Origin of the sequence: Winogradskyella sp. A2, from assembly GCF_046762865.1 — a bacterium.
Classification (GTDB): Bacteria; Bacteroidota; Bacteroidia; order Flavobacteriales; family Flavobacteriaceae; genus Winogradskyella.
This window is the reverse complement of sequence record NZ_JBKQXM010000002.1, coordinates 83,737-106,124: the sequence shown is the minus strand read 5'-3', so window position 1 is coordinate 106,124 and position 22,388 is coordinate 83,737. Positions and strand designations below refer to the sequence as shown.

At 33.3% G+C, this 22,388-nt stretch carries 21 protein-coding genes and 1 tRNA gene; 8 read left to right on the top strand and 14 right to left on the bottom strand.

The annotated features are described in order from the left end of the window. Positions 1-35: 35 nt before the first annotated feature. On the top strand, positions 36-908 hold the full coding sequence (locus tag ACFWV9_RS03635; RefSeq protein ID WP_411893877.1) for an AraC family transcriptional regulator: 873 nt from the start codon (positions 36-38) through the stop codon (positions 906-908). A 13-nt stretch (positions 909-921) separates the two neighbouring features. Then, entirely contained in the window at positions 922-1,095 is a 174-nt protein-coding gene (locus ACFWV9_RS03630; RefSeq protein WP_411893876.1) for a hypothetical protein, read from the top strand. Between the two features lies 1 nt (position 1,096). On the opposite strand, the gene ACFWV9_RS03625 is transcribed toward ACFWV9_RS03630, so the two are convergent. From ACFWV9_RS03625 to ACFWV9_RS03610, 4 genes are all read right to left on the bottom strand, one after another. Next, the gene (locus tag ACFWV9_RS03625) at positions 1,097-1,753 is read right to left on the bottom strand and encodes an HD domain-containing protein (RefSeq protein ID WP_411893875.1); all 657 of its coding nucleotides are present in this window, start codon (positions 1,751-1,753) and stop codon (positions 1,097-1,099) included. 6 nt (positions 1,754-1,759) lie between these two features. After that, on the bottom strand, positions 1,760-2,740 hold the full coding sequence (locus ACFWV9_RS03620) for an acyl-ACP desaturase (RefSeq protein ID WP_411893874.1): 981 nt from the start codon (positions 2,738-2,740) through the stop codon (positions 1,760-1,762). Positions 2,741-2,757: 17 nt separating this feature from the next. Further along, positions 2,758-3,495: a lysophospholipid acyltransferase family protein gene (locus ACFWV9_RS03615; protein WP_411893873.1), complete on the bottom strand. Its 738-nt coding sequence runs from the start codon at positions 3,493-3,495 to the stop codon at positions 2,758-2,760. Between the two features lie 65 nt (positions 3,496-3,560). Beyond that, entirely contained in the window at positions 3,561-3,971 is a 411-nt protein-coding gene (locus ACFWV9_RS03610) for a BrxA/BrxB family bacilliredoxin (protein ID WP_411893872.1), read from the bottom strand. Between the two features lie 118 nt (positions 3,972-4,089). Between ACFWV9_RS03610 and ACFWV9_RS03605 the strand changes: the two genes are divergently transcribed. Next, entirely contained in the window at positions 4,090-4,881 is a 792-nt protein-coding gene (locus tag ACFWV9_RS03605) for a TerB family tellurite resistance protein (RefSeq protein ID WP_411893871.1), read from the top strand. A gap of 188 nt (positions 4,882-5,069) precedes the next feature. After that, on the top strand, positions 5,070-5,393 hold the full coding sequence (locus ACFWV9_RS03600) for a TraR/DksA family transcriptional regulator (RefSeq protein WP_411893870.1): 324 nt from the start codon (positions 5,070-5,072) through the stop codon (positions 5,391-5,393). Positions 5,394-5,400: 7 nt separating this feature from the next. Here the strand turns inward: ACFWV9_RS03600 and ACFWV9_RS03595 are convergent, their stop codons facing one another. Then, the gene (locus ACFWV9_RS03595) at positions 5,401-7,695 is read right to left on the bottom strand and encodes a TonB-dependent receptor (RefSeq protein ID WP_411893869.1); all 2,295 of its coding nucleotides are present in this window, start codon (positions 7,693-7,695) and stop codon (positions 5,401-5,403) included. Positions 7,696-7,794: 99 nt separating this feature from the next. On the opposite strand from ACFWV9_RS03595, the gene ACFWV9_RS03590 reads away from it, so the two are divergent. Then, positions 7,795-8,451 (top strand): metal-dependent transcriptional regulator, encoded by a 657-nt coding sequence (locus ACFWV9_RS03590; protein WP_411893868.1) that lies wholly within the window; start codon positions 7,795-7,797, stop codon positions 8,449-8,451. A 1-nt stretch (position 8,452) separates the two neighbouring features. Further along, on the top strand, positions 8,453-9,277 hold the full coding sequence (locus ACFWV9_RS03585; protein WP_411893867.1) for a ZIP family metal transporter: 825 nt from the start codon (positions 8,453-8,455) through the stop codon (positions 9,275-9,277). 3 nt (positions 9,278-9,280) lie between these two features. Here the strand turns inward: ACFWV9_RS03585 and ACFWV9_RS03580 are convergent, their stop codons facing one another. From ACFWV9_RS03580 to ACFWV9_RS03555, 6 genes are all read right to left on the bottom strand, one after another. Continuing rightward, entirely contained in the window at positions 9,281-10,408 is a 1,128-nt protein-coding gene (locus ACFWV9_RS03580) for an efflux RND transporter periplasmic adaptor subunit (protein WP_411893866.1), read from the bottom strand. 9 nt (positions 10,409-10,417) lie between these two features. After that, positions 10,418-14,746: a CusA/CzcA family heavy metal efflux RND transporter gene (locus ACFWV9_RS03575; protein ID WP_411893865.1), complete on the bottom strand. Its 4,329-nt coding sequence runs from the start codon at positions 14,744-14,746 to the stop codon at positions 10,418-10,420. A gap of 71 nt (positions 14,747-14,817) precedes the next feature. After that, the gene (locus ACFWV9_RS03570; RefSeq protein ID WP_411893864.1) at positions 14,818-15,213 is read right to left on the bottom strand and encodes a hypothetical protein; all 396 of its coding nucleotides are present in this window, start codon (positions 15,211-15,213) and stop codon (positions 14,818-14,820) included. A gap of 209 nt (positions 15,214-15,422) precedes the next feature. Beyond that, positions 15,423-17,522, bottom strand: coding sequence for a ferrous iron transport protein B (gene feoB / locus ACFWV9_RS03565; RefSeq protein WP_411893863.1), 2,100 nt, complete (start codon positions 17,520-17,522; stop codon positions 15,423-15,425). After that, positions 17,515-17,742, bottom strand: a complete 228-nt coding sequence (locus ACFWV9_RS03560; RefSeq protein WP_411893862.1) for a FeoA family protein — start codon at positions 17,740-17,742, stop codon at positions 17,515-17,517. Before ACFWV9_RS03560 ends, feoB begins: the two co-directional genes overlap by 8 nt. Before the next feature lie 80 nt (positions 17,743-17,822). Then, positions 17,823-18,497, bottom strand: a complete 675-nt coding sequence (locus ACFWV9_RS03555; protein WP_411893861.1) for an SCO family protein — start codon at positions 18,495-18,497, stop codon at positions 17,823-17,825. Between the two features lie 192 nt (positions 18,498-18,689). Here ACFWV9_RS03555 and rseP point away from each other — a divergent pair, with 192 nt between their 5' ends. After that, a complete protein-coding gene (gene rseP / locus ACFWV9_RS03550) occupies positions 18,690-20,030 on the top strand; it encodes an RIP metalloprotease RseP (RefSeq protein WP_411893860.1) in 1,341 nt (446 codons plus the stop codon). Positions 20,031-20,125: 95 nt separating this feature from the next. Then, positions 20,126-20,199 (top strand) — tRNA-Asn (locus ACFWV9_RS03545). Positions 20,200-20,326: 127 nt separating this feature from the next. Here ACFWV9_RS03545 and ACFWV9_RS03540 read toward each other — a convergent pair. The 3 genes from ACFWV9_RS03540 to ACFWV9_RS03530 all read right to left on the bottom strand — a co-directional run bounded on the left by ACFWV9_RS03540 (position 20,327) and on the right by ACFWV9_RS03530 (position 22,249). Beyond that, positions 20,327-20,749, bottom strand: coding sequence for a doxx family protein (locus ACFWV9_RS03540; RefSeq protein ID WP_411893859.1), 423 nt, complete (start codon positions 20,747-20,749; stop codon positions 20,327-20,329). 18 nt (positions 20,750-20,767) lie between these two features. Then, positions 20,768-21,076 carry a hypothetical protein gene (locus tag ACFWV9_RS03535; RefSeq protein WP_411893858.1) on the bottom strand — a complete coding sequence of 103 codons (309 nt, stop codon included), beginning with the start codon at positions 21,074-21,076 and terminating at the stop codon, positions 20,768-20,770. A 216-nt stretch (positions 21,077-21,292) separates the two neighbouring features. Continuing rightward, the gene (locus ACFWV9_RS03530) at positions 21,293-22,249 is read right to left on the bottom strand and encodes an NAD-dependent epimerase/dehydratase family protein (RefSeq protein ID WP_411893857.1); all 957 of its coding nucleotides are present in this window, start codon (positions 22,247-22,249) and stop codon (positions 21,293-21,295) included. Positions 22,250-22,388: the final 139 nt, after the last annotated feature.

The window sequence follows — 22,388 nt, the reverse complement described above, 5'->3', positions numbered from 1 at the left end:
TCAGTTACTCCTAACTTTGTCTTAATCAAAAAGTTGTGAATACAAGAAAACCTACATTAGAGAAGATAAGCCCAGAGTTTGGTAGCTCCATGCGTGTTATAAAGCACGAGACTTATATAGGAGAGAAGAAACCCTTTTGGCATTTTCATCCAGAAATAGAGTTGGTATATGTAAATAAAGGGAAAGGGAAACGCCATATTGGTAATCACTTATCTTACTTTAACAATAGCCAATTGCTATTAATTGGATCTAACTTGCCACATAATGGATTTACGGATAGACTCACTGTAAATGGTACAGAAACTATAGTACAGTTTAGAGAAGAATTTCTAGGACAGTATTTTTTTAATGTACCTGAAATGGAGAGCATTAGTAATTTGTTTGATCGTGCTAAGAGTGGCATTTTGTTTGGAGTAAAAACAAAACAGAAAATCGGTAAAAAAATTGAGAAACTTTCTGAGAAGGAAGGATTTAAAAAGATATTAGTTTTACTAGAAATTCTACATGGCTTGGCCAAGTCGGAGGATTATGTAATTCTGAATGCTGATGGTTACGCATTTGAAACAGAACCTCAAGACAGTGCTAAAATAGATATCATTTTTAATCATATAAACGACAATTTTAAAGAACATATTAGTTTGGATGAAATTGCAGATAGGGTTAGTATGACAGTACCTGCATTTTGTCGTTATTTTAAAAAAGTAACAGGTAAAACCTTTACCAAATTAGTAAATGAGTATCGTGTCGTACATGCAACAAAACTGTTATCTGAAAGTCAAATGAGTATTACAGATATTAGTTATGAATGTGGATTCAATAATTTTTCGCATTTCAACAAATTGTTTAAAGAATTTACAGGCAAGAGTGCCTCTAAGTATAGAGGTGAGTTGAAGTTAATGGTACAATAATAAATAGACTATTATGGATAAAAAAATAGATATAGCGATTGAATATTACACAACCAAAGGGCAGGAAATATTAGATAAGGTTAATAAAAGAGACAACGTAAGTGCTGATGAGTTAATTCAATTAGGTGAAGAAATGGCTATTATTGAATATAAACTGACTGCACTAGAGATAGCAAAAACCAATTAGTTTAAAGTTCTCCATTCCACTCGTTATAAAACTGAGTGAGGTAGTCTTCCATAAATTCATGCCGTTTTTGAGCTATGCGCTTACCTGTTTTAGTATTCATTTGGTCTTTTAATAGTAAAAGCTTTTCATAAAAATGATTTATGGTTGGCGCTGTTGATTTTTTGTATTCAGCCTTACTCATATTAAGATTTGGACTAATTTCAGGATTATATAAAGGTCTATTTTTAAATCCTCCATAATTAAAACATCTTGCTATTCCAATGGCACCAATAGCATCTAATCTATCTGCGTCTTGCACTACCTCTAATTCCTTTGAATTAAAATCTCGGTTTTTATCAAAAGTGTTTTTAAAGGACATATTTTCAATAATTTGAATAACATGTTCAATAATCACACTGTCTACATTATTTTTAATTAAAAAGGCACTGGCTTTTCTTGGACCAATAGTTTCGTCACCATCATGAAACTTAGAATCCGCAATATCATGTAATAAGGCTGCTAATGCCACAACATTAATATTGACATTTTCATGTTTTGCGATATGGAGTGCGTTATTAAAAACACGTTCTGTATGAAACCAATCGTGTCCTCCTTCTGCATTACTTAGCTCGGATTTCACAAAAACTATAGTTTCTTCAAAAAGAGCGGCAGTATCCATAATACACTATGCAGGTTCTACCCATTTAAATTGAAAAGAATTTTCAGGAATTACCAAACGGTCTGCAAGACGTAACATACGTGAAGGTAGTTTCATAAGATAATCTCTGGCCTTTTCCGCCTCATCAGTAAGGTCTTTGATATTTCCTATATCCCAACGGTCAATTAATTTTTGAAGAATATCTACATAGTCTGCAGAGGTATAGACACCAATCCGTTGAGCGGTATTAGAAAACTCCTCAAATGCTGTACTAATACTGTTACCAGATTCTCTAAGAAAATGAGCTGGCATAGCTATTTTTTGTTTCATCATGTAATGAAATGCCATCATCATTTGGCTTGGGTCAACAGCAAAAATACGCTCAACAAACTCAGCATAAGCATGATGATGCCTCATCTCATCTCCAGAAATAATTTTACACATTTTTGCGAGTTGCTTATTTCCTTTAGCCTTAGCTAATTTTGCCACACGGTTATGAGACACAAATGTAGCAAGCTCTTGAAAACTGGTATAAACAAAATTCTTATACGGGTCTCTATCGGTTCCTATATCAAAACCGTCAGCAATAAGATATTGTGTGGTTTTTTCAATTTCTCGCATATTTACGCGACCAGAGAGGTATAAGTACTTGTTTAACACATCACCATGGCGATTTTCCTCTGCAGTCCAATGTCTTACCCATTTAGACCAACCATTGCGTTCTACTTGCCCAACACCTTCAACATCCATTAACCAAGATTCATAGGTAGGTAATGCTTCTTCAGTAATCATATCACCTACTAATACCACCCAAAAATCATAAGGTAATTCTTTAGATAATGCTCTTATTTCTTTTACTTCTTCATAAAAATTTTCACTTTCAGAATCTGGCAGAAAATCTGTTGGTTGCCATATTTTTTCTATAGGAATTAAGTACTTTTCAATAAGTGTTTCCGCATCTTTTTCGAGATGTTGCATAACTTCTAATCTTATGTTTTTTAAAGACATCTTGATGATTTTGATGGTTATAATTCAATGGATTCTATTATTATCCTTTCGACCTGCTCAATTAATTCAGTCTTATTCGTAAAGTTAGCCAATTCTAGAGGTCTATGCACTGTAAATTTAACATGATTTCCTATTCCCATGGGGAAATTACCATACCTTAACATCTTCCAAGAATTATTTACTGTAATAGGTACAATTAATGCAGACGGAGCTTTTTTCATTAAAATTTCGATGCCTTTAGTTTTAAAAGTTTTAGGTGTGCCGTCTTTGCTTCTGGTGCCTTCGGGAAAAATTACTGCCGCACGGTTATGTTCTTCTATATACTCTCCAAGTTTCATAATCGCTGGTAAAGCTTGGCGTGGATTTCTTCTATCAATTAAAATTGAGCCACCATGTCTTAGATTGTAGGAAACACTAGGAATTCCTTTTCCTAATTCTTTCTTAGCCACAAACTTAACATGGTGCTTACGCATATACCACATAATTGGTGAGATGTCGTACATACTTTGATGGTTAGAAATGATTATTAAGGGTCGATCGGTGGTAATGTTATTGGGATTATTAAATGTAAAACGAGTCCCCAATATATTTAGACATCGCAATAGGAAAAACTGAAGGCAATCAACACTTATTTTATGTGCTTTATAACCAAATACATTATTACAAAACCACTGTATGGGATGAAAAACAACTAAGGTTAACCCAAAGCATATGAAATATAAAACTGTAATTGGATAGGCAATTATCTTTTGCATGGTATAAAATTAAAAAACCACGATAAATATCGTGGCTTTTTTTATGCTTCATTGTAATAATTCATCTAACAATGCTCATTGTAAGCATCCATAAGGTTTTCAGCAATTAGCTCTGCTGGTCTACCTTCAATATGGTGACGTTCTAACATATGAACCAACTCTCCATTTTTAAATATCGCCATACTTGGTGAACTTGGAGGGAATGGAATCATAAATTCTCTTGCTTTATCTGTAGCTTCTTTATCTACACCTGCAAATACAGTTACTAAATTGTTAGGGCGTTTTGTATTTTGTAAACTCATGCGAGCACCTGGTCTTGCATTTGCCGCGGCGCATCCACAAACAGAGTTTACAACAACGAGTGTTGTTCCTTCTTTAGCCAATGCCTTTTCTACAGCTTCCGTTGTATGCAATTCTTCAAAACCTACGTTAGTTAAATCTTCACGCATTGGTTTTACTAATTCTGCTGGATACATATCTAATTTTTTTAATTAACACTTTTTAGTGTTGCAAAGATACCAAATGTGTAACAAATAGTTAATCCTATACACTAACAAATAGTATATTTATGCATTCATAAAATCTATAGTTAAAATGAGTTTCGCAAAATGGATAGGAGGAGCAATTGGATGGTCATTTGGTGGCCCAATAGGCGCTATAATAGGTTTAGCAATTGGTAGTTTTGTAGATAACATTGCAGATGCTGGCAGTCCTCTTATTGGAGAAAGACAAACAGGAAGGAAAAGGCGTGACCCATACAGAAGGGTGCCAAACTATGAAGAACAACGAAGACGTCCTAAAACCCAATCTGGCGATTTTGAAGTGAGCTTGCTTATTTTAGCCTCGATTGTCATTAAAGCAGATGGAAAACAAGACCAACGTGAATTGGATTTTGTACGACAGCAGTTTAGTAATATGTATGGTAAAGAACGAGCTAATCATGCTTTTGAATTATTTAAGCGTGTTACTAAACAGAATATTTCAACGCGTCAGGTCTGTTTACAGATTAAGCAAATGATGGATCATCCATCACGTTTGCAATTAATGCACTTTTTGTTTGGTATAGCCAAGGCCGATGGGCACGTAACTGAAGCAGAAATTAAACAGATTTATACGATTTCTGGTTATTTAGGAATAAGCAATAAAGATTACGAAAGCATTAAAGCAATGTTTTATAACAGCACTGATAATGCGTATAAAATCCTTGAAATAGATAAGTCAGTATCTGATGATGAGGTTAAAAAAGCCTATAGACGAATGGCTAAAAAGTATCATCCTGATCGTGTTGGTCACCTAGGTAAAGAACACCAAGAAGGTGCAGAAGAAAAATTTAGGCAAGTCCAAGAGGCCTATGAACATATTCAGAAAGAACGAGGGTTTAAATAGATCAGTAGAATGTATTAGGTAATAGGAACCATATTCATTTTTGTTTTAGCCTTTGTAATTATAAAACTTGTTGTAAATACTGAAGAAAATCCAGATTCTAACCTGGGAATTTTAGACCATCCGAGTACGTTTAAAAAGCAAAATATTGAAATGGTTGATGATAGCTTGGAAGATTAAAACTAGATATTATGAATCAAGATGAATTGGTATCAAAAGTACAGGAAGAGATTCTTGCCACAGAGAAAAAGATTTTAAACTTACAGAATCTTACAAAGCCTATTTCACCAAGTGATGCTATTGGTAGAGTTAGCAGGATGGATGCTATTAATAATAAAAGTGTTAACGAAAACTCTTTACGTCAGGCAAAGGTTAAGCTTAGTAATTTAAAACGTGTATTGGAAAATGTAGGAACTCCAGATTTTGGTGTTTGTATTAAATGTAAAAATGAAATCCCATTGGGTCGTATCTTAATACGTCCTCAAAGTTTATTATGTGTTAATTGCGCTAGATAATTAAATCTTAAAGGGACAAAATTCTTAAACCAACAAAAAATGTTCTTGGTATTCCTGGTCCGTAGACATAGTTACTATCTCTATTTTTGCCAGTATCAAAATCGTCTTGATAGGCATTGAAAATATTTTTAATACCTCCAAATACCTCAAGACCAGTTCCTAAATTATCGATATCAAAACGGTAACTAGTACTCCAGCTAAACTCATGAAAAGCTGGTGTTGTTTTATATTCATTTATTGATTGTTCTGGTGCACCAGCAAAATGTGCTATAAGCATATCGCTTGTATAGACATAGTTGAAATTAGTATTGAATCTGTCATTTGGTATAAAGCTCAAAGTCGCAAACCCATATTCATTAGGTGTTCTTAAAAACTCACGTCTTGGTGTTAATCCTTCAATGGTCTCAACAGCTGTATCAAACTCACTAGTTTGCAGTGTAAAACCAGCTTCTAATTGTATTTTCCTTTTGTAGTTAGCACGTGTTTCTAAGGTGATTCCTTGTACTACTGCGGCATCACCATTTTGTTTTTCAAAGCGCTGACCAAATTCATCCTCGCCAATAGGATTAAGATAAAAAGCATCTCTAAGTTTTGTATAGAAACCTTCTAGTGTAAAACCGGCAATAAAATTCTCAGTGGATTTATCATAATTAATAGACGCACTAAAACTATTTGACCGTTCTTCAACTAAATCTTCATCTAAACTAATTCTTGATACACCACCACCAGCAAATGCAATATGTAAATCTGTATCAAAAGCTTGTGGCGCTCTAAAACCAGTACTCCATGTGGCACGCAACTGAACGTTAGAATCTGATTTGTATAATAAAGAAAAACGTGGGCTAACAACTAAGTCATCAACTAGGTTATTACTATCTACCCTGAAGCCAGAGAGCAGATTAAGTTTTTGTGTAATTTCCCAATCACTTTGAAAGAAAGTACCTAAGTTTTTTGTGGTTTGATCAATTTTGTATTTATAAGAATTAATGACATCTAACACATCATCAACCAAATATTCTGAGCCAAAAGTTAAAACATTGGTCCCTTTTAGAAAATCATTCAAGCGATGATTAAATTGAATACCTCCTTGCAATGTAGTTGTCTTTGAAATTCCGTATGGAGGATTTGCTATATGGTTTTGAATCTTGTCTGCATCATCAGGAAAAATACCTGTATAATGATCTCGGTCTGTTTGCTGGCCAGCAAAATAGGTTATTAATGAGCTATTATCGTTGTTGAAGTTTATTTGATAATCTAAACTACCCATCACTACATCATGTGTTCTCTCCTCAGCTTGTTGAGTTAAATAAGCTGGTCCATCGACCATTTCGCCACCATAGCGGTATTCATTTAATTTGCTGAAACTGGCTTCTAATTTTTGATTTTTGGAAGGTAAAAAGAAGAAATTTGCACCAAATGAGTTATTTTTCAAAGAGGTTAATTCTGAAAAATTATCGCCATTATGGTCATATAAATCACGATTTCTATTATTAATAAAAAGTGAGATACCTGCTTTTTCAGATTCCGAAACCACAGTTGCATTTCCTGAAACCATGTGATCATCTGCACCACCATTGATATTTTGATACGTGTAATTCACCTCAAAATTATCAGTTTTAGGAATTTTAGTGATTACGTTAACAACGCCACCAATAGCGCTAGAGCCATACAAAGACGAACCTCCACCACGAATCGTCTCAATGCGTTCTATCATATTTACAGGTATTTGTTCTAAACCATATAATCCTGTAAGTGGACTAAATATTGGACGACCATTTATTAAAATTTGAGAGTAACCACCACCAAGACCATTAATTCGTAATTGTGTGTAGTTGCAAGTTTGGCAATCTGTTTCAACCCTCAATCCTGGTTGAAATTTTAAACCATCCGAAAGATTACAAGCTTGCAAAGCATTAAGACTTTCGCTGTTTAAAATATTAACGATTACTGCTGAATTGTTTTGTCTTTTAAAAGTACGTGTTCCAGTTATTACAATTTCATCTAATAATTCTGTTTCTAAATCAAAGTTTAGAGTTATATCACGTTCTACCTTTATCTTTTCCCTAATGGTTTTGAAGCCAGTCATTGAAACAACTATAGTGTAAGTATTTGCTGGGACATCTTTTATTTTGTAATAACCCTCAGCATTACTTACAGAACCGTAAGCAGTAGTTTCTAAATATATATTAGTGTAAGGCAGAGTGTTACCATCTGAAGTGATTTCACCTGAAATTGTAAAGCCCTTTTGCGCATAAGTGAACTGACCCATAATTAAAATGAAAAATAATATCCTGTTAATCATTCTCAATTTTTGAAGCAAAGGTAAAATAAAATTTAGACATGTCTAAAAATATATTTGGATTAGTAAAATAAACCTATATTTGTAGAAATATTTTAAGCAATGATTACCTTATCAGAGGAGAATTATTTGAAAGCTATATATCACCTAGAGCGCCAAGAACGTGGTGCTGTAAGTACTAATGCTATTGCAGATAAAATGGAGACGAAAGCCTCTTCTGTCACTGACATGCTTAAGAAATTAGCAGATAAAGATTATGTAATCTATAAGAAGTATCAAGGTGTAAGTTTAACTAATAAAGGTTTAGCGACAGCGGCTAACGTTGTCCGTAAACATCGATTATGGGAAGTGTTTTTAGTTGAGAAGCTTAATTTTTCGTGGGACGAAGTCCATGACGTAGCCGAACAACTGGAACACATTAAATCTCCAAAGTTGATTGATGAACTAGATGCGTTTTTAGAGTTCCCAACGCACGATCCTCATGGTGATCCTATACCAGATAAGGATGGTAATATTTCTAAGCTAGATAAAATTAACCTTTCAAAAGTTGAATTAAATGAACTATGTACTTGTGTTGGTGTAATAGATTCTTCAGCAAAATTTTTAAAATATCTTGATAAGCATAAAATTGCATTGGGAACTCAGATTAAGGTTATTGAAAAGGAATCTTTTGATGAGTCAATGACGATTCTAATTCATGGTTTAGAACTAAATATTTCAAAAACAGTTGCTAACAATATATATGTAAAAACTAGTTGATATGATAGATAATGTAATCCAATATTTTGAAACTATTGATCCTGTTTTGGGAGCCCTTTACGCTTCCCTTTTCACATGGATAGTAACTGCTGCTGGTGCAGCATTAGTGTTTTTTGTGAAAGGAATGAATAGAGCACTTTTAGACGGTATGTTAGGATTTACAGGTGGTGTTATGGTTGCCGCGAGTTTTTGGAGCCTTTTGGCACCAGGTATTGAAATGAGTGACGGAGAAGGCTTTGTAAAAGTAATTCCTGCAGTTGTAGGTTTTGCATTAGGTGCCTTATTCATATTTGGATTGGATAAAGTATTACCACACTTGCATATTAATTTTAAAGAAAGTGAAAAAGAAGGTGTAAAAACACCTTGGCACAGAACCACTTTGCTTGTCTTGGCTATTGCCTTACATAATATTCCTGAAGGTTTAGCTGTAGGTGTATTATTTGGTGGTGTTGCAGCAGGAATACCTGAAGCAACAATAGGTGGTGCTGTGGCCCTAGCCTTAGGTATTGGGATACAAAATTTCCCTGAAGGACTTGCAGTTTCTATGCCTTTAAGACGACATGGTGTAAGTAAATTTAAGAGTTTTTGGTATGGACAAATGTCAGCAATTGTTGAGCCAATAGCAGCTGTAGTTGGTGCAGTAGCGGTAACCTTTTTTCAACCTATACTGCCTTATGCCTTGGCCTTTGCTGCTGGAGCCATGATTTTCGTAGTTGTAGAAGAGGTAATACCAGAAACACAACGAGACAAATACACGGACATTGCCACTCTTGGATTTATAGGTGGATTCATAATTATGATGACCTTAGATGTTGGGTTAGGGTAGATCTTAAATTCCAATTAAACCAAATGCGCCATTATTAAGAATTTTGTCCTTTTGTTTCAATTTAGAATTTTCTTTGATTGAGGCGTAGCCATCACTATTGTTGCTTGTTTCTACTTTGGTTTTTACAAAGTAATAATCTGTTTGGGTCTCTTCATCTAAAACTAAAACAAAATGCTCGCCGTCTTCTTCTACAATGGCATCACCTATAAGAGCATTAGATGATTGCGAATCTGTCATTATTTCTGCATTAACAAACATACCTGTTAAAAATCTGACCGATTCATCAATAGGATGACCATGCACTTTAATGGTTCTATTTTCTTCGATAGTAGAACCTACTAAATAAACCTCGGCCTCATAGGATTGTTCTGAAGCTTCAGGAATAGTAAAGCTTATGTTTTGTCCTTTTTTTATATTCAAAATATCTTTTTCAAAAACTGACAACTCAAGATGAATATGCTCGTTATCTACAATTTCTATAATGGATGTCGCAGGTGAAACATAACTTCCTTTATTCACATTAACTTTTGTAATGCTGCCACTAATTGGAGCATACAAATTTACTATTGAGGTTATTTCACCACTTTCTACGGCGTTAATAGAAATATTAAGCATTTGTAATTGTTTTCTAAGCCCATTATATTTTGCCTTAATAGAATTATAATCACTTTCAGCTTTGATATAACTTTTAGCGGAAATAATATTTTCATCTCGCATAGTGACGTGTCTATCATATTCTGCTTTTAGGTAATTAAGTCGTGCTTTGGCCTCCATATATTCTTGTTGTAAAGTCACAAATTCTGGATTTTCAAGCGCAACGATAAACGCTCCTTTTTTAACGACATTACCTTCTAGAAATGGTGTTTTTGTTATGTAACCACCCATAGGAGAATTTACTATGGCTTTGTTTTCTGGTGGTACATCTATCATACCATTTACTTTAATTTTTACAGGGAAATTCTTCATTTCCATTTGCGTAAAAGTCATGTTATTTTCTTCAAATTGATCCTTTGAAATCTTTATGCGGTTATCTGTATTGGTATTTACAGAAGGCTCATTTTCCTTATTGCCACAACTAGTAGCTAAAAGAAAAACAAGACCTATTATTATTTTATTTTGAATACGTTTCATAATTCTAATTTATAAGGTTAAATAGTTAATATTTATTACGGTTTGATTGTATGTATTGAGATGTTCCAGATGACTTAGTTGAATGTCATAAGCATTTTCTACACTTATGATGTATTGATAAAAGTCGATTTCACCATTTTTAAAACTGACCTTTGCAGTTTTTAAAATTTCATCCGCAAGTCTTGCACCTTCTTCTTCAAAATATTCCAAAGCTTTTTGATTCTGGATTAACTGAGAATTTAAGGTTTTAAATTTGTTGTTTAGTTGAATTTTGTACTCTCGAGATTCTTCATTAGAGATGTCCATTGCAATCTTAGCCGCTTTGATTTTAGAATTTTGAGCACCAAATAACAATGGTATTTTTAGTCCAAATTGGTAACCATAAAGGTTTTTATTTAACGATGCGTTTGATCCTTGAAAATAATTTAGACTTAGGTCTGGTAATAATTGCTGTTTTTCTAGTCTACGTTGCGCTTCGAGAAAGCTTTGTTTCTTATCATAGTAAAGTACTTCTGGACTAGTATTTAGCTCAAGTATACTGAGTGATACCTTGTTTAATTTAGTATCATGAACATCTAGGCTGTCATTGTACTGAACATCCTTGCTTAAATTCTCAAATGCTATCTTTAGCTCTTGTTGCGCTTGTTCTAAATTAATTTTTACTTGCTTTTGTTTAGAGACTGCAGTAATTTTTTCTAAATAATTTGTTTCCCCAAGCTCAAAGCGCCTTATAGCAATTCTTGCAAAATCAGAATATAAACTATCTATTTGGCTATATACATCTACTTTTTCCTTTGCGTATAAATAGTTATAATAGCCTGAAACGACCTTTTGTCTAATGGACTTTTCTTTAATAGATAAACTTGTAGATTCTAGGTTTACAAGTGTTTTGTTTACATTTTTTTTAGCAAAGTAAATAGTCGGAAATTCAAATTCTTGTTGTACTCCAAAAACACCAATAGGACGATTATTAACCGCAAGGTTATTTTCATCATATTGATAATAGATCTCAGTTTTGTCAAAATTAAACGCACTATTAATTAGTATGTCCGATTGGTCAACTTTTAGTCGACTGGCCTTAAGACCTGCATTATTTTCAAGAGCTATTGTTACTAATTCATCAAGTGTTTTTGTGCTGTTTTGCCCATATGAATTAAAGGACAAGAAACTAAGTAACAAAATCAAAGACGTTAATTTGGAGTTTTTAGATAGCTTAGCCATTTGTGGTTTATTGAAAAAAGCATAGAGTACTGGAAGTACAACCAAGGTTAATAGTGTAGCTGTAATTAATCCTCCAATGACAACCGTTGCCAAAGGTCTTTGAACTTCGGCACCAGCACTTGTTGAAATAGCCATAGGCAGAAAACCTAGCGCTGCAGCTGTAGCTGTTAATAATACGGCACGAAGACGATCTTTTGTACCTTGTTTTATAAGCGTTTCCATATCATTATATCCTTGTTTTTTTAATTCTTTAAAATGTTCTATAAGTACAATTCCGTTGAGAACGGCAATACCGAAAAGTGCAATAAATCCAACACCTGCTGAAATACTAAAAGGCATATCCCTTAGCCAAAGCAATAAGACACCACCTACTGCAGCTAATGGTATGGCAGAGTAAATCAGAAGCGCATCCTTAATGGATTTAAAAGCAAAGTAAAGCAGAATGAAAATTAGTACTAGTGCTATGGGTACAGCAACCATGAGTCTGGATTTCGCACTTTGCAAATTTTCAAATTGACCACCATATGAAATGTTATATCCAACTGGTAAGTTGAGATTTTTATCAATGAGTTCTTTAACATCATCTACAACAGATTGTAAATCTCTATTTCGAACATTAATACCTACAACAATGCGTCTTCTAGTATCATCTCTAGATATTTTTGCAGCACCTTTTTGATATGAAATGTCTGCTAATTCACTCAATGGAACTTTTCCACCATTTGGTAGATCTATATATAGATTCTTTATGTTATCAATATCTTTTCTATTGGCTTTTTCTAATCTAACTACCAAATCAAATCGTTTTTCGCCTTCAAAAACACTCCCTACAGATTTACCGGCAAAACCCATTGACAACATGTTGTTTAAATCCGCAATATTAAGTCCGTATCTGGCTATTTTTTTTCTATCATAGTTTACACTCATTTGTGGTAGACCATCAATTTTTTCGACTGTAATATCGGCTGCGCCATCTACGTTTTCTATAAGGTTTTTAATTTCAGTTCCTTTTTTAGAAAGAATTTCTAGGTCCTCACCAAATATTTTAATGGCAATGTCTGCTCTTACACCTGTTATAAGTTCATTAAATCGCATTTCAATGGGTTGTGTAAATTCTACTTCCATTCCCGGAATTATGGCAAGTGCTTCTTTAAACTTATCGGCCAATTCGTCTTTAGATTTTGCCGAAGTCCACTCGTTCTTTGGATTTAGAATTATAATAACATCACTTTCTTCCATAGACATTGGGTCTGTAGGGACTTCTGCGGCACCAATACGTGTTACAACCTGTTTAACCTCTGGGAAATTATCTAGTAAAATGTTTTCGATTTGAGTTGTAATTTCAACAGTTCTACCCAATGATGTACCTGTTTTTAACACAGGTTGTATTACAAAATCACCTTCATCCAAGGTTGGGACAAATTCTCCACCCATGGTTGAAAATAGATATGAGGTAGCAATCAATAGAATTAACGCAACACCTAAGACAAACTTTTTAGTCTTTAAAGCCCAACTAATTGTAGGTTCATATAATGAATTAAGCCATCGCATTAATCTAAATGAAATGTTTCTGTTAGTCTGTTTTGAGGGCTTTAAGAACATAGAAGCTATAACAGGTACATAGGTGAAACAAAAAAGCATTGCTCCAATTAAGGCAAAACTAAACGTTAGAGCCATGGGTCTAAACATTTTGCCTTCAACACCACTAAGTGATAATATTGGAATAAATACAATAAGAATTATTAACTGGCCAAATATGGCCGAATTCATCATTTTTGAAGTGCTATTAAATGTAATTTGATCTTTAAATTCTTGAGCTTTTTGCTTATCTAGTTTAGCAAATTGAAGATGTCCTTGGGTAATTTTAAATGCAATAAATTCTACAATTATCACTGCGCCATCTATGATAATTCCGAAATCAATAGCGCCAAGACTCATCAAATTAGCATCAACACCAAAAATATACATGAGCGATAAAGCAAACAATAAACAAAGGGGTATAATAGATGCTACCACCAATCCAGATCTCAAATTCCCAAGTAATAACACAACTATAAATACAACGATAAGACAGCCCAAAACAAGATTTTCGGTTACGGTAAAGCTTGTTTTACCTATCAATTCGCTACGATCTAAAAATGCATTTATGTAGACACCATCTGGTAGTGATTTTGAAATAGAAGCTACACGCTCTTTTACAGCATCAATCACTTCTTTAGAATTTGCACCTTTGAGCATCATAACTTGCCCTAATACTTTTTCACCCTCACCATTACCTGTTATAGCTCCAAAACGATTAGCATTTCCAAAACCAATTTCTGCAACATCTTTAATGTAAATTGGTAAACCATTATTATTTTTAATTACGATATTCCCAATATCTTCTAATGAAGACACAAGCCCTTCACCACGAATAAAATAGGCCTGGTTTACTTTTTCAATGTAACCGCCACCAGCCACACTGTTATTTTTTTCTAAGGCAATGAACACTTCTTGAGCAGTAATTTTCATTGCGTTTAGTTTATTGGTGTTAAGCGCAACTTCGTATTGTTTTAAAAATCCACCCCACGTATTTACCTCAACAACACCTGGTATGCCAGATAGTTGACGCTTTACAATCCAATCTTGAATAGTACGAAGATCTTGAGCTGTATATTCATCTTTATATGCTACTTCAACATCGAGAATGTATTGATAAATTTCACCTAGTCCTGTAGTAATGGGTCCCATTTCAGGTGTGCCAAATCCTTCAGGAATTTTTTCAGAAGCCGATTTAATTTTTTCGGCTATGAGTTGTCTTGGCAAGTAGGTTCCTATGTCATCATCAAACACAATGGTTACAACGGAGAGTCCAAATTTTGAAACCGATCGTATTTCTTGTACACCAGGAAGATTTGCCATTTCTAGCTCAACAGGATAGGTAATAAACTGTTCCATGTCTTGAGTAGAAAGGTTACGAGAAGTGGTTATGACTTGTACTTGATTATTGGTAACATCTGGCACTGCACCAATTGAAATTTGGCTCAAGGAGTATAGCCCAAATCCTATAATGAAAGTGGTGAGTAATAGAATAATAAATTTATTCTTTAAACTAAAATTGATAATATGTGATAACATAATTCATTGGTTAAATGGATATGCAACTTGTCACTAAATACAAGTTGAAAACAAAAAATTAACGAAGTGAATTATGCTGATTTTGGAGGTTGTAAAAGGCCTTTTTTATGCAGTGTTGAAATAGAACTTACATAACGGAAATTGGATTCGGAAGAATCTACTATTTCAATGGTATTTATAAAACTTATATCAAAATCAAGACAGGCAACAATACTTAATACATGGCCTTGACACTGAAAAGGAAGTTGTTCATGGTCATTTTGCTCTTCTTGATGATTTTGGCTGTGTTCGGCTTTTAATTCGCCGTAATGTTTTGATAAGAAGACAAAGAAGCTATCACCATGTTCTTGCTTGTGAAATTGAGCATGTTCAATAAGCTCATCTAATTGCAATAAATCTTCAGCACCAATTCTAGCACTTTGCACCAGTATTATAAATGACAGCGATATAGCAAATAACTTACTCATTATAACAAAGTTAGTAATTTCTTTTAGAAGGAAGTTGATAAATATCAGTGTTTAAAACACACAATAAAGGTCTAATGACAACCGCAACCGTCAGTGTCACAAGTTTTGCTTAACTTCTTTTTTGGCCACCAAATAAATGTTTTAAACAAATACACCAATGCAATTGTTAGCACAGAAAAAGCAAGTATATATTGAATTAAAGCATTCATTTATTTTAATATTTGATAGGCTATTAATGCTACAAGATACGCAAAACCACTCATAATTACCAGTTGATACATAGGCCATTTCCAAGAATTGGTTTCCTTTTTAACTATAGCAAGGGTACTCATACATTGCATTGCGAAAGCATAAAACAACAACAATGAAATGCCAGAAGCAAAATTAAACAATGGCCCACCAAGTATTGGATTAACTTCACCTGCCATTCTGTTTTTAATGGTTTCTTCTTCATCACTGCCTACACTATAAATAGTAGCAAGCGTACCAACAAATACCTCTCTTGCTGCAAAAGAACTTACTATGGCAATTCCAATTTTCCAATCGTATCCTAATGGGCGTATTGCAGGTTCAATAGCTCTTCCTGTAACACCAATAAAGGAATGCTCAAGCTTATGTGAAGCGATTTTTTGATTAAGTTCTTCGTCACTCAAATTAGAGGTGGCATATTGTTCTGTTACAATACTTTCCGCATTATTAAATTGCTCACCTGGCCCATAAGATGCTAAAAACCATAAAACTATAGAAATAGCTAAAATGATTTTACCAGCACCATAAACAAAGGCTTTTGTTTTCTCGATAACCGTTAATGCAACGTTTTTAAGCAAGGGCATTTTATAATTTGGCATTTCTACAACAAAGAAAGATTTGCTTTTTATTTTAAGGACTTTATTAAGTATATAAGCAGAACCTACGGCGGCACCAAAACCAATTATATAGAGAAGCATTAGGGTTAGAGCTTGATAACTTAATCCAAGAAACCTTCCTTCAGGAATTACCAATGAAATGATTATCAAATACACTGGTAATCTCGCAGAACAAGTTGTAAACGGTGTTACTAAAATTGTAATTAAACGTTCTTTCCAACTCTCAATATTACGGGTTGCCATAATTGCTGGTATGGCACATGCCGTACCTGAAATCAATGGCACTACACTTTTCCCGCTTAGGCCAAATCGTCGCATAATTCTATCCATTAAGAATACCACGCGACTCATATAACCACTCTCTTCTAAAATTGAAATAAATAAGAACAAAAATGCTATCTGTGGTATAAAAATTACGATTCCTCCTAAACCAGCTATGATGCCTTCTGCTAATAGATTTGTAAATGCGCCTTCTGGCAAGGTGCTTTTTACCCATTCGCTCAAGGATGCAAAGGTACTATCTATAAAGTCCATTGGTACGCTAGACCAATCGTAGATGGCTTGAAAAATGGTTAAAAGAATTATGCCAAAAATTAAATAACCCCAAACCTTATGTGTTAGAATTCTATCGAGTTTTATTCTAAGATCCTTTGCAGAGGCCAAGTCGATAGTTTGCCCTTTTTTAAGCGTATCGTTTATAAATTGATAGCGTTTAATAGTCTCTTTTTGCTGCAATTTCTTAAGATCTCCTTTGGTTTTAGTTTTAAAATTTGAAACGGCATCAATGGTTTTTCTATTGGTTTTACCAAAATTTACATCTTGAGTAATTACTAACCAAAGTTTATATAGCAATTGATTGGGGAATGCTTTTCTTAAATTATCGAAATAATCCTTGTCAATGGAAGACGCATTCATACAAGGTTTAACAGACAATTCTTTAAAATTGGTAATTAATTCCTTTAAATTATCTATGCCTTTATTTTTTCTGGTACTTATTAATGCAATTTTAGTTTTCAGTTGTTTCTCTAAATAGTCTATATCTAATGAAATCCCTTTATATGCCATCCTATCAGACATATTTATTACCAAAATCGTTGGGATTTCTAAATCTTTAATTTGCGTAAATAGTAATAGATTTCTTTTTAAGTTTTCTACATCACTAACAACTACAGCAACATCCGGAAAATCTTTATCGTTTTTATTAAGCAAAAGTTCAATAACGACATTTTCATCTAATGACGAGGCATTTAAACTATATGTTCCTGGTAAATCTATAATATGGGCTTTAACACCTCTAGGGAGTTTACAGATTCCCTCTTTTTTTTCTACCGTAATACCAGGATAGTTACCTACTTTTTGATTTAAACCAGTAAGTGAATTAAACACTGAAGTTTTACCTGTGTTTGGATTTCCAATTAATGCAACATTGATCTGCTTACTCATTAACTGTTTCTATTAAAATATGAATTGCAGTTTCCTTCCTGATTGCTAAATGCGAGCCATTAATATTGAGATACATTGGGTCAGCAAATGGAGCAACCTGCACTAGCTCTACAGAATTACCTGGTAAACAGCCCATTTCTAGTAGTTTTAGTGGGACGTGAATAGATGAAACATCTTTAATAATGCCTTGTTGTCCGCGTTTTAAATCAGCTAAAGTCACCCAATTCCTTATTTAGAATAATTTTAAAGAAGCAAAAATAAGCTAAAAATTTATGTGAGTTAATAGGATTTCGGAAGAATTTATGATTCATCTTTTAAAGTCTTAATATCTTCTAAAAGTTTATTGATATCTTCTGGGTTAGTACCATCGTAGAAGCCTCTTATTTGGCGCTTTTTATCAATTAGCATGAAATTTTCTGTATGAATCATATCGTATTCATCTCCATTACCATCTGTTTTTACGGCTAGGTAACTTTTTCTAGCAAGATCATAGATTTGCTTTTTATCACCAGTAACCAAGTTCCACTTTCGGTCTATAACACCTTTTTTCTTTGCGTATTTTTTGAGTTGCTCAACCGTGTCGATTTGTGGTGTTACCGAATGGGATAACAACATAATGTCATCATCATTTATAATTTCTCTTTGGATCTGATACATATGATCTGTCATTATGGGACATATTGTTTGGCAGGTCGTAAAAAAGAAATCTGCTACATATATCTTGTCTTTGTATGTGTCTTGAGTAACTATTTCCCCATTTTGATTGATTAGGCTAAAATCTGCGATTTTATGATATTTTGACTTGTGTTGTAGTGTGCTATCTACTAATTCTTCACTAACCATCGCGGGTTGATAGATTGGTAATGGCTTTTTTACATTAAGAATGTTATAGATTATCAAAACAATTATAACACATAAAACCGAGAAGAAAATACCGAACTTTTTATAGTCCTTGAAAAACGAAAGAAATGACATGTAGTGCCTTTATTTATTGATTTTGCAAAGGTACAACTCGTAGTTGTTTTGGCGACTATTTTTAACAGAATTGTAGTACTTAATCTAACAGAAATCTAAATCCTTGTTAAAAATGAAATGATTGAATTTATAATAGTTTTCTAAATGCCTTGAAAAGATTACTTTTGTCAATCGAAATTTGAAAATGACTACATGGAATTTGTAATTAAAATATCTCAATTTTTACTCAGCTTATCCTTGCTTATTGTTCTACATGAGCTAGGGCATTTTATACCAGCGAAGCTGTTTAAAACTAAAGTAGAGAAGTTCTATTTGTTTTTTGATGTTAAATTTTCATTGTTTAAAAAGAAAATAGGTGAGACCGTTTATGGTATAGGGTGGTTGCCATTAGGTGGTTATGTAAAAATTGCTGGAATGATTGACGAAAGCATGGACAAAGAACAAATGGCCCAACCACCACAACCATGGGAATTTCGATCTAAACCAGCTTGGCAAAGACTTATAATAATGCTGGGTGGTGTTACAGTAAATTTCATTTTGGCTTATGTAATTTATGTTGCTGTATCCCTTGCATACGGTGATTCTGTAGTTAAGGTAGATAGTCTTAAAGATGGCTACTGGATTGCGAATCCAACTTTAGAAGAAGCAGGTTTTAGAACTGGAGATAAGATTATTGCTATTAACGAAACACCTATTATTAATGACTCTGATATTGGGCTTAATATTATTAAAGCTGAACAGATTACAATTAAAAGAGGAGAGGAGACTAACAAGATTGATTTGCCAGAAGACTTTTTAGGACAGTTGTCTTCTTCAGGTAACAGAGATTTGTTTGAGTATAGAGTGCCTTTTATGGTGGCCCAAATAGCTGATAGCTCAGCAAATGCAAATAAAGACATAAAAGAAGAAGATATTATTGCTTCAATCAATGGAAAGGAATTAAAGTATTTTGACCAGTTAGATGATGTTGTAGGTGATTTAAAAAATACCACGGTAACCGCTGAAGTATTAAGAGATGATAAGAGGATTACTACAGAATTAGCGTTGGATAGTGAAGGAAATTTTGGTTTAAGACCCTATAGAATACATCCAAAATTTGAAGATCTTGGGTATTATGAAGTTACAAGAAAGTCGTACACTTTTGGTGAAAGTTTTGGTGCTGGGTGGAATAAATTCACAAAGACTATTAGCAATTATGGTGATCAATTAGCAGCAATTTTTAACCCTAAAACAGGCGCATACAAAGGTCTAGGAGGTTTTAAAGCAATATATGATCAATTCTCAAGTGTTTGGAGCTGGCCTTATTTTTGGGGCTTAACAGCTTTTTTATCTATAATGTTAGCAATATTAAACCTATTGCCAATTCCTGCATTAGATGGTGGGCATGTAATGTTCTTATTATACGAAATGGTATCTGGTCGTAAGCCAAGTGAAAAATTCTTAGAACGTGCACAAATAGTAGGATTCTTTATTTTAATTGCGCTTGTATTATTTGCTAATGGCAATGATGTTTTTAAAGCTTTAACCAACTAATAAATTTAGTTAATAAAGCTCAAAAAATTAAAATTTCATATTGTAGAGATTAAAAAATAATTTATATTTGCGCTCGCTAATGTAAAAGATAACCTTCCTCTTTAGCTCAGTTGGTTAGAGCATCTGACTGTTAATCAGAGGGTCCTTGGTTCGAGTCCAAGAAGAGGAGCAAATAAAACCACTCAATTCGAGTGGTTTTTTTGTTAAGTTATTGTTGTATTTTTTAAACTACACTTTTTAAAATAGGATTAATAGTTCTTGATGAAATTGGAAGATTCTAAATTCTAAAATTTTGATTATTGAAGTTTAAATTTATTTGCAGGTGCTCTGTATAATAAGAAAAGACAAACAATAATAATTAAGTTTTTTATAATGTATTGTCCAACTAAGCTTAGTTGAAAAGGTGTATCACTAAAAACTTGTTCTGTTAGTAAAAATATAGGAGAAAAGGTAAAAATTATATGAATGATCGCTATTACAACCGTTGTTCGCCTCCAAATATTCAATATCAAAAACAAACCTACTAGTGATTCCCATGTTGCAAGAAGGATTATAGAAATATTTGAAGGTATTAAATGAAAAGTTAATAGATCAATTGTATTCTTGGCCAACTCTTCTGCAGGGCTTACATTTGGAAAGAATTTTAACATTCCAAACCAAAGATAGATTATCCCAATACTTATTGCTAAAATATAAACTAGTGAGATTTGTCTTTTCAAATGTGTTTAGTTTTTAATTTAAAATTTTAATTCTAAAGTATCTTGAAGTTCATAAGATTCTTTCATCTCTTGGGTAACCAAAAACTCTTTGCATTTCGTCAACGCTCCAATTTTAACTTTGTTAATGCTACAAAAAGACACATGACTTTCACAAAGTCGTTCAAACTGATAAGCTTTTTTGAATGCATAATCAATTTTATAACCAACTGACATACATACTTTTTGCAGGCCTCCTTGAGATGTAAGACCCATACCCATATAGATATACTCGCCCAATTTAAATTCAGATGAATTTATGTAGTCTAATTCTTCCTTAAAATAATTCATTTTAATCTATTACTAATGTGAACCCTAGTTTTTATCGATTGGTAAATTTAGACTTGTAGAAATGAGAAGGGTATGACATTTATCATGTCATTTTATTAAATAATGACATGCGTACTAAAAATAAAGAATTAAATAAGTTCATAACAAATTGATCTTAGATGGTTCGAGCCCAACCTGAGGAGCGCAAAAACCACTCAATTTGATTGGTTTTGTTGTTTAGATGTTTTTGTATTTGTTATGAAGCTCTTTTAGCATTACTTCGGTCATAGCATCCAAATCATAGTGGTGATTCCAGTTCCAATCATCTCTAGCTTTACTATCATCAATTGAAGAAGGCCAACTATCTGCAATGGCTTGTCTAAAGTCTGGCTTATAATTGATCTTAAAACTTGGCATATGTACTTTAATACTTTCAAAAACATCCTTTGGCGTAAAGGATAGCGCCGATAAATTATAAGAGGATCTTATGGATAGATTTTCAGAAGGTGCTTCCATCAAATCAATTGTTGCCTTAATAGCATCATCCATAAACATCATGGGTAAACTTGTATTTTCAGATAGGAAACAATCATATTTTCCTTTTATAATTGCTTCATGATAAATTTCAACGGCATAATCTGTGGTACCACCACCTGGCATTGCTTTATAGCTAATTATACCAGGATAACGTAAACTACGCACATCGATGCCATATTTATTATGATAGTATTCGCACCAACGTTCACCAACTTGTTTCGTAATTCCATAAACTGTTGTTGGTTCGCAAATGGTGTGTTGTGGTGTATTTTTCTTTGGTGTAGTAGGCCCAAAAACGGCAATACTGCTAGGCCAATAAACTCTCTTTATGGTTCCGCCTTTTGCTAGGTTGAGAACATGAAAAAGAGAATTCATATTTAAGTCCCAAGCTTCCATTGGGTATTTTTCTCCAGTAGCACTTAAAAGTGCAGCCATTAAATAGATGGTGTCGATATTATAATTTTTGCAGCAATCTTTTATAGCGTTAAAGTTTTTTGCATCAATAATTTCGAATGGACCAGAGTTTACTAAATCTAAATTTCTGGTATTTATATCACTAGCAACAACATTTTCAGTACCGTGAATTTCTCTGAGTTTTGTGGTCAATTCCGTACCAATTTGTCCACAAGCACCAATAATTAAAATTTTGGAAGCCATTATTTATATTTAGGTATTGTCAAAAATAATAAGAAATAAATCAATAAAACTTAAATAATACTCAAAAAACAGCCAATAATTGTGAATTTGATAATAGTTAATTTATGTAAATACTATGAAGAGCAAATTATAGTTTATT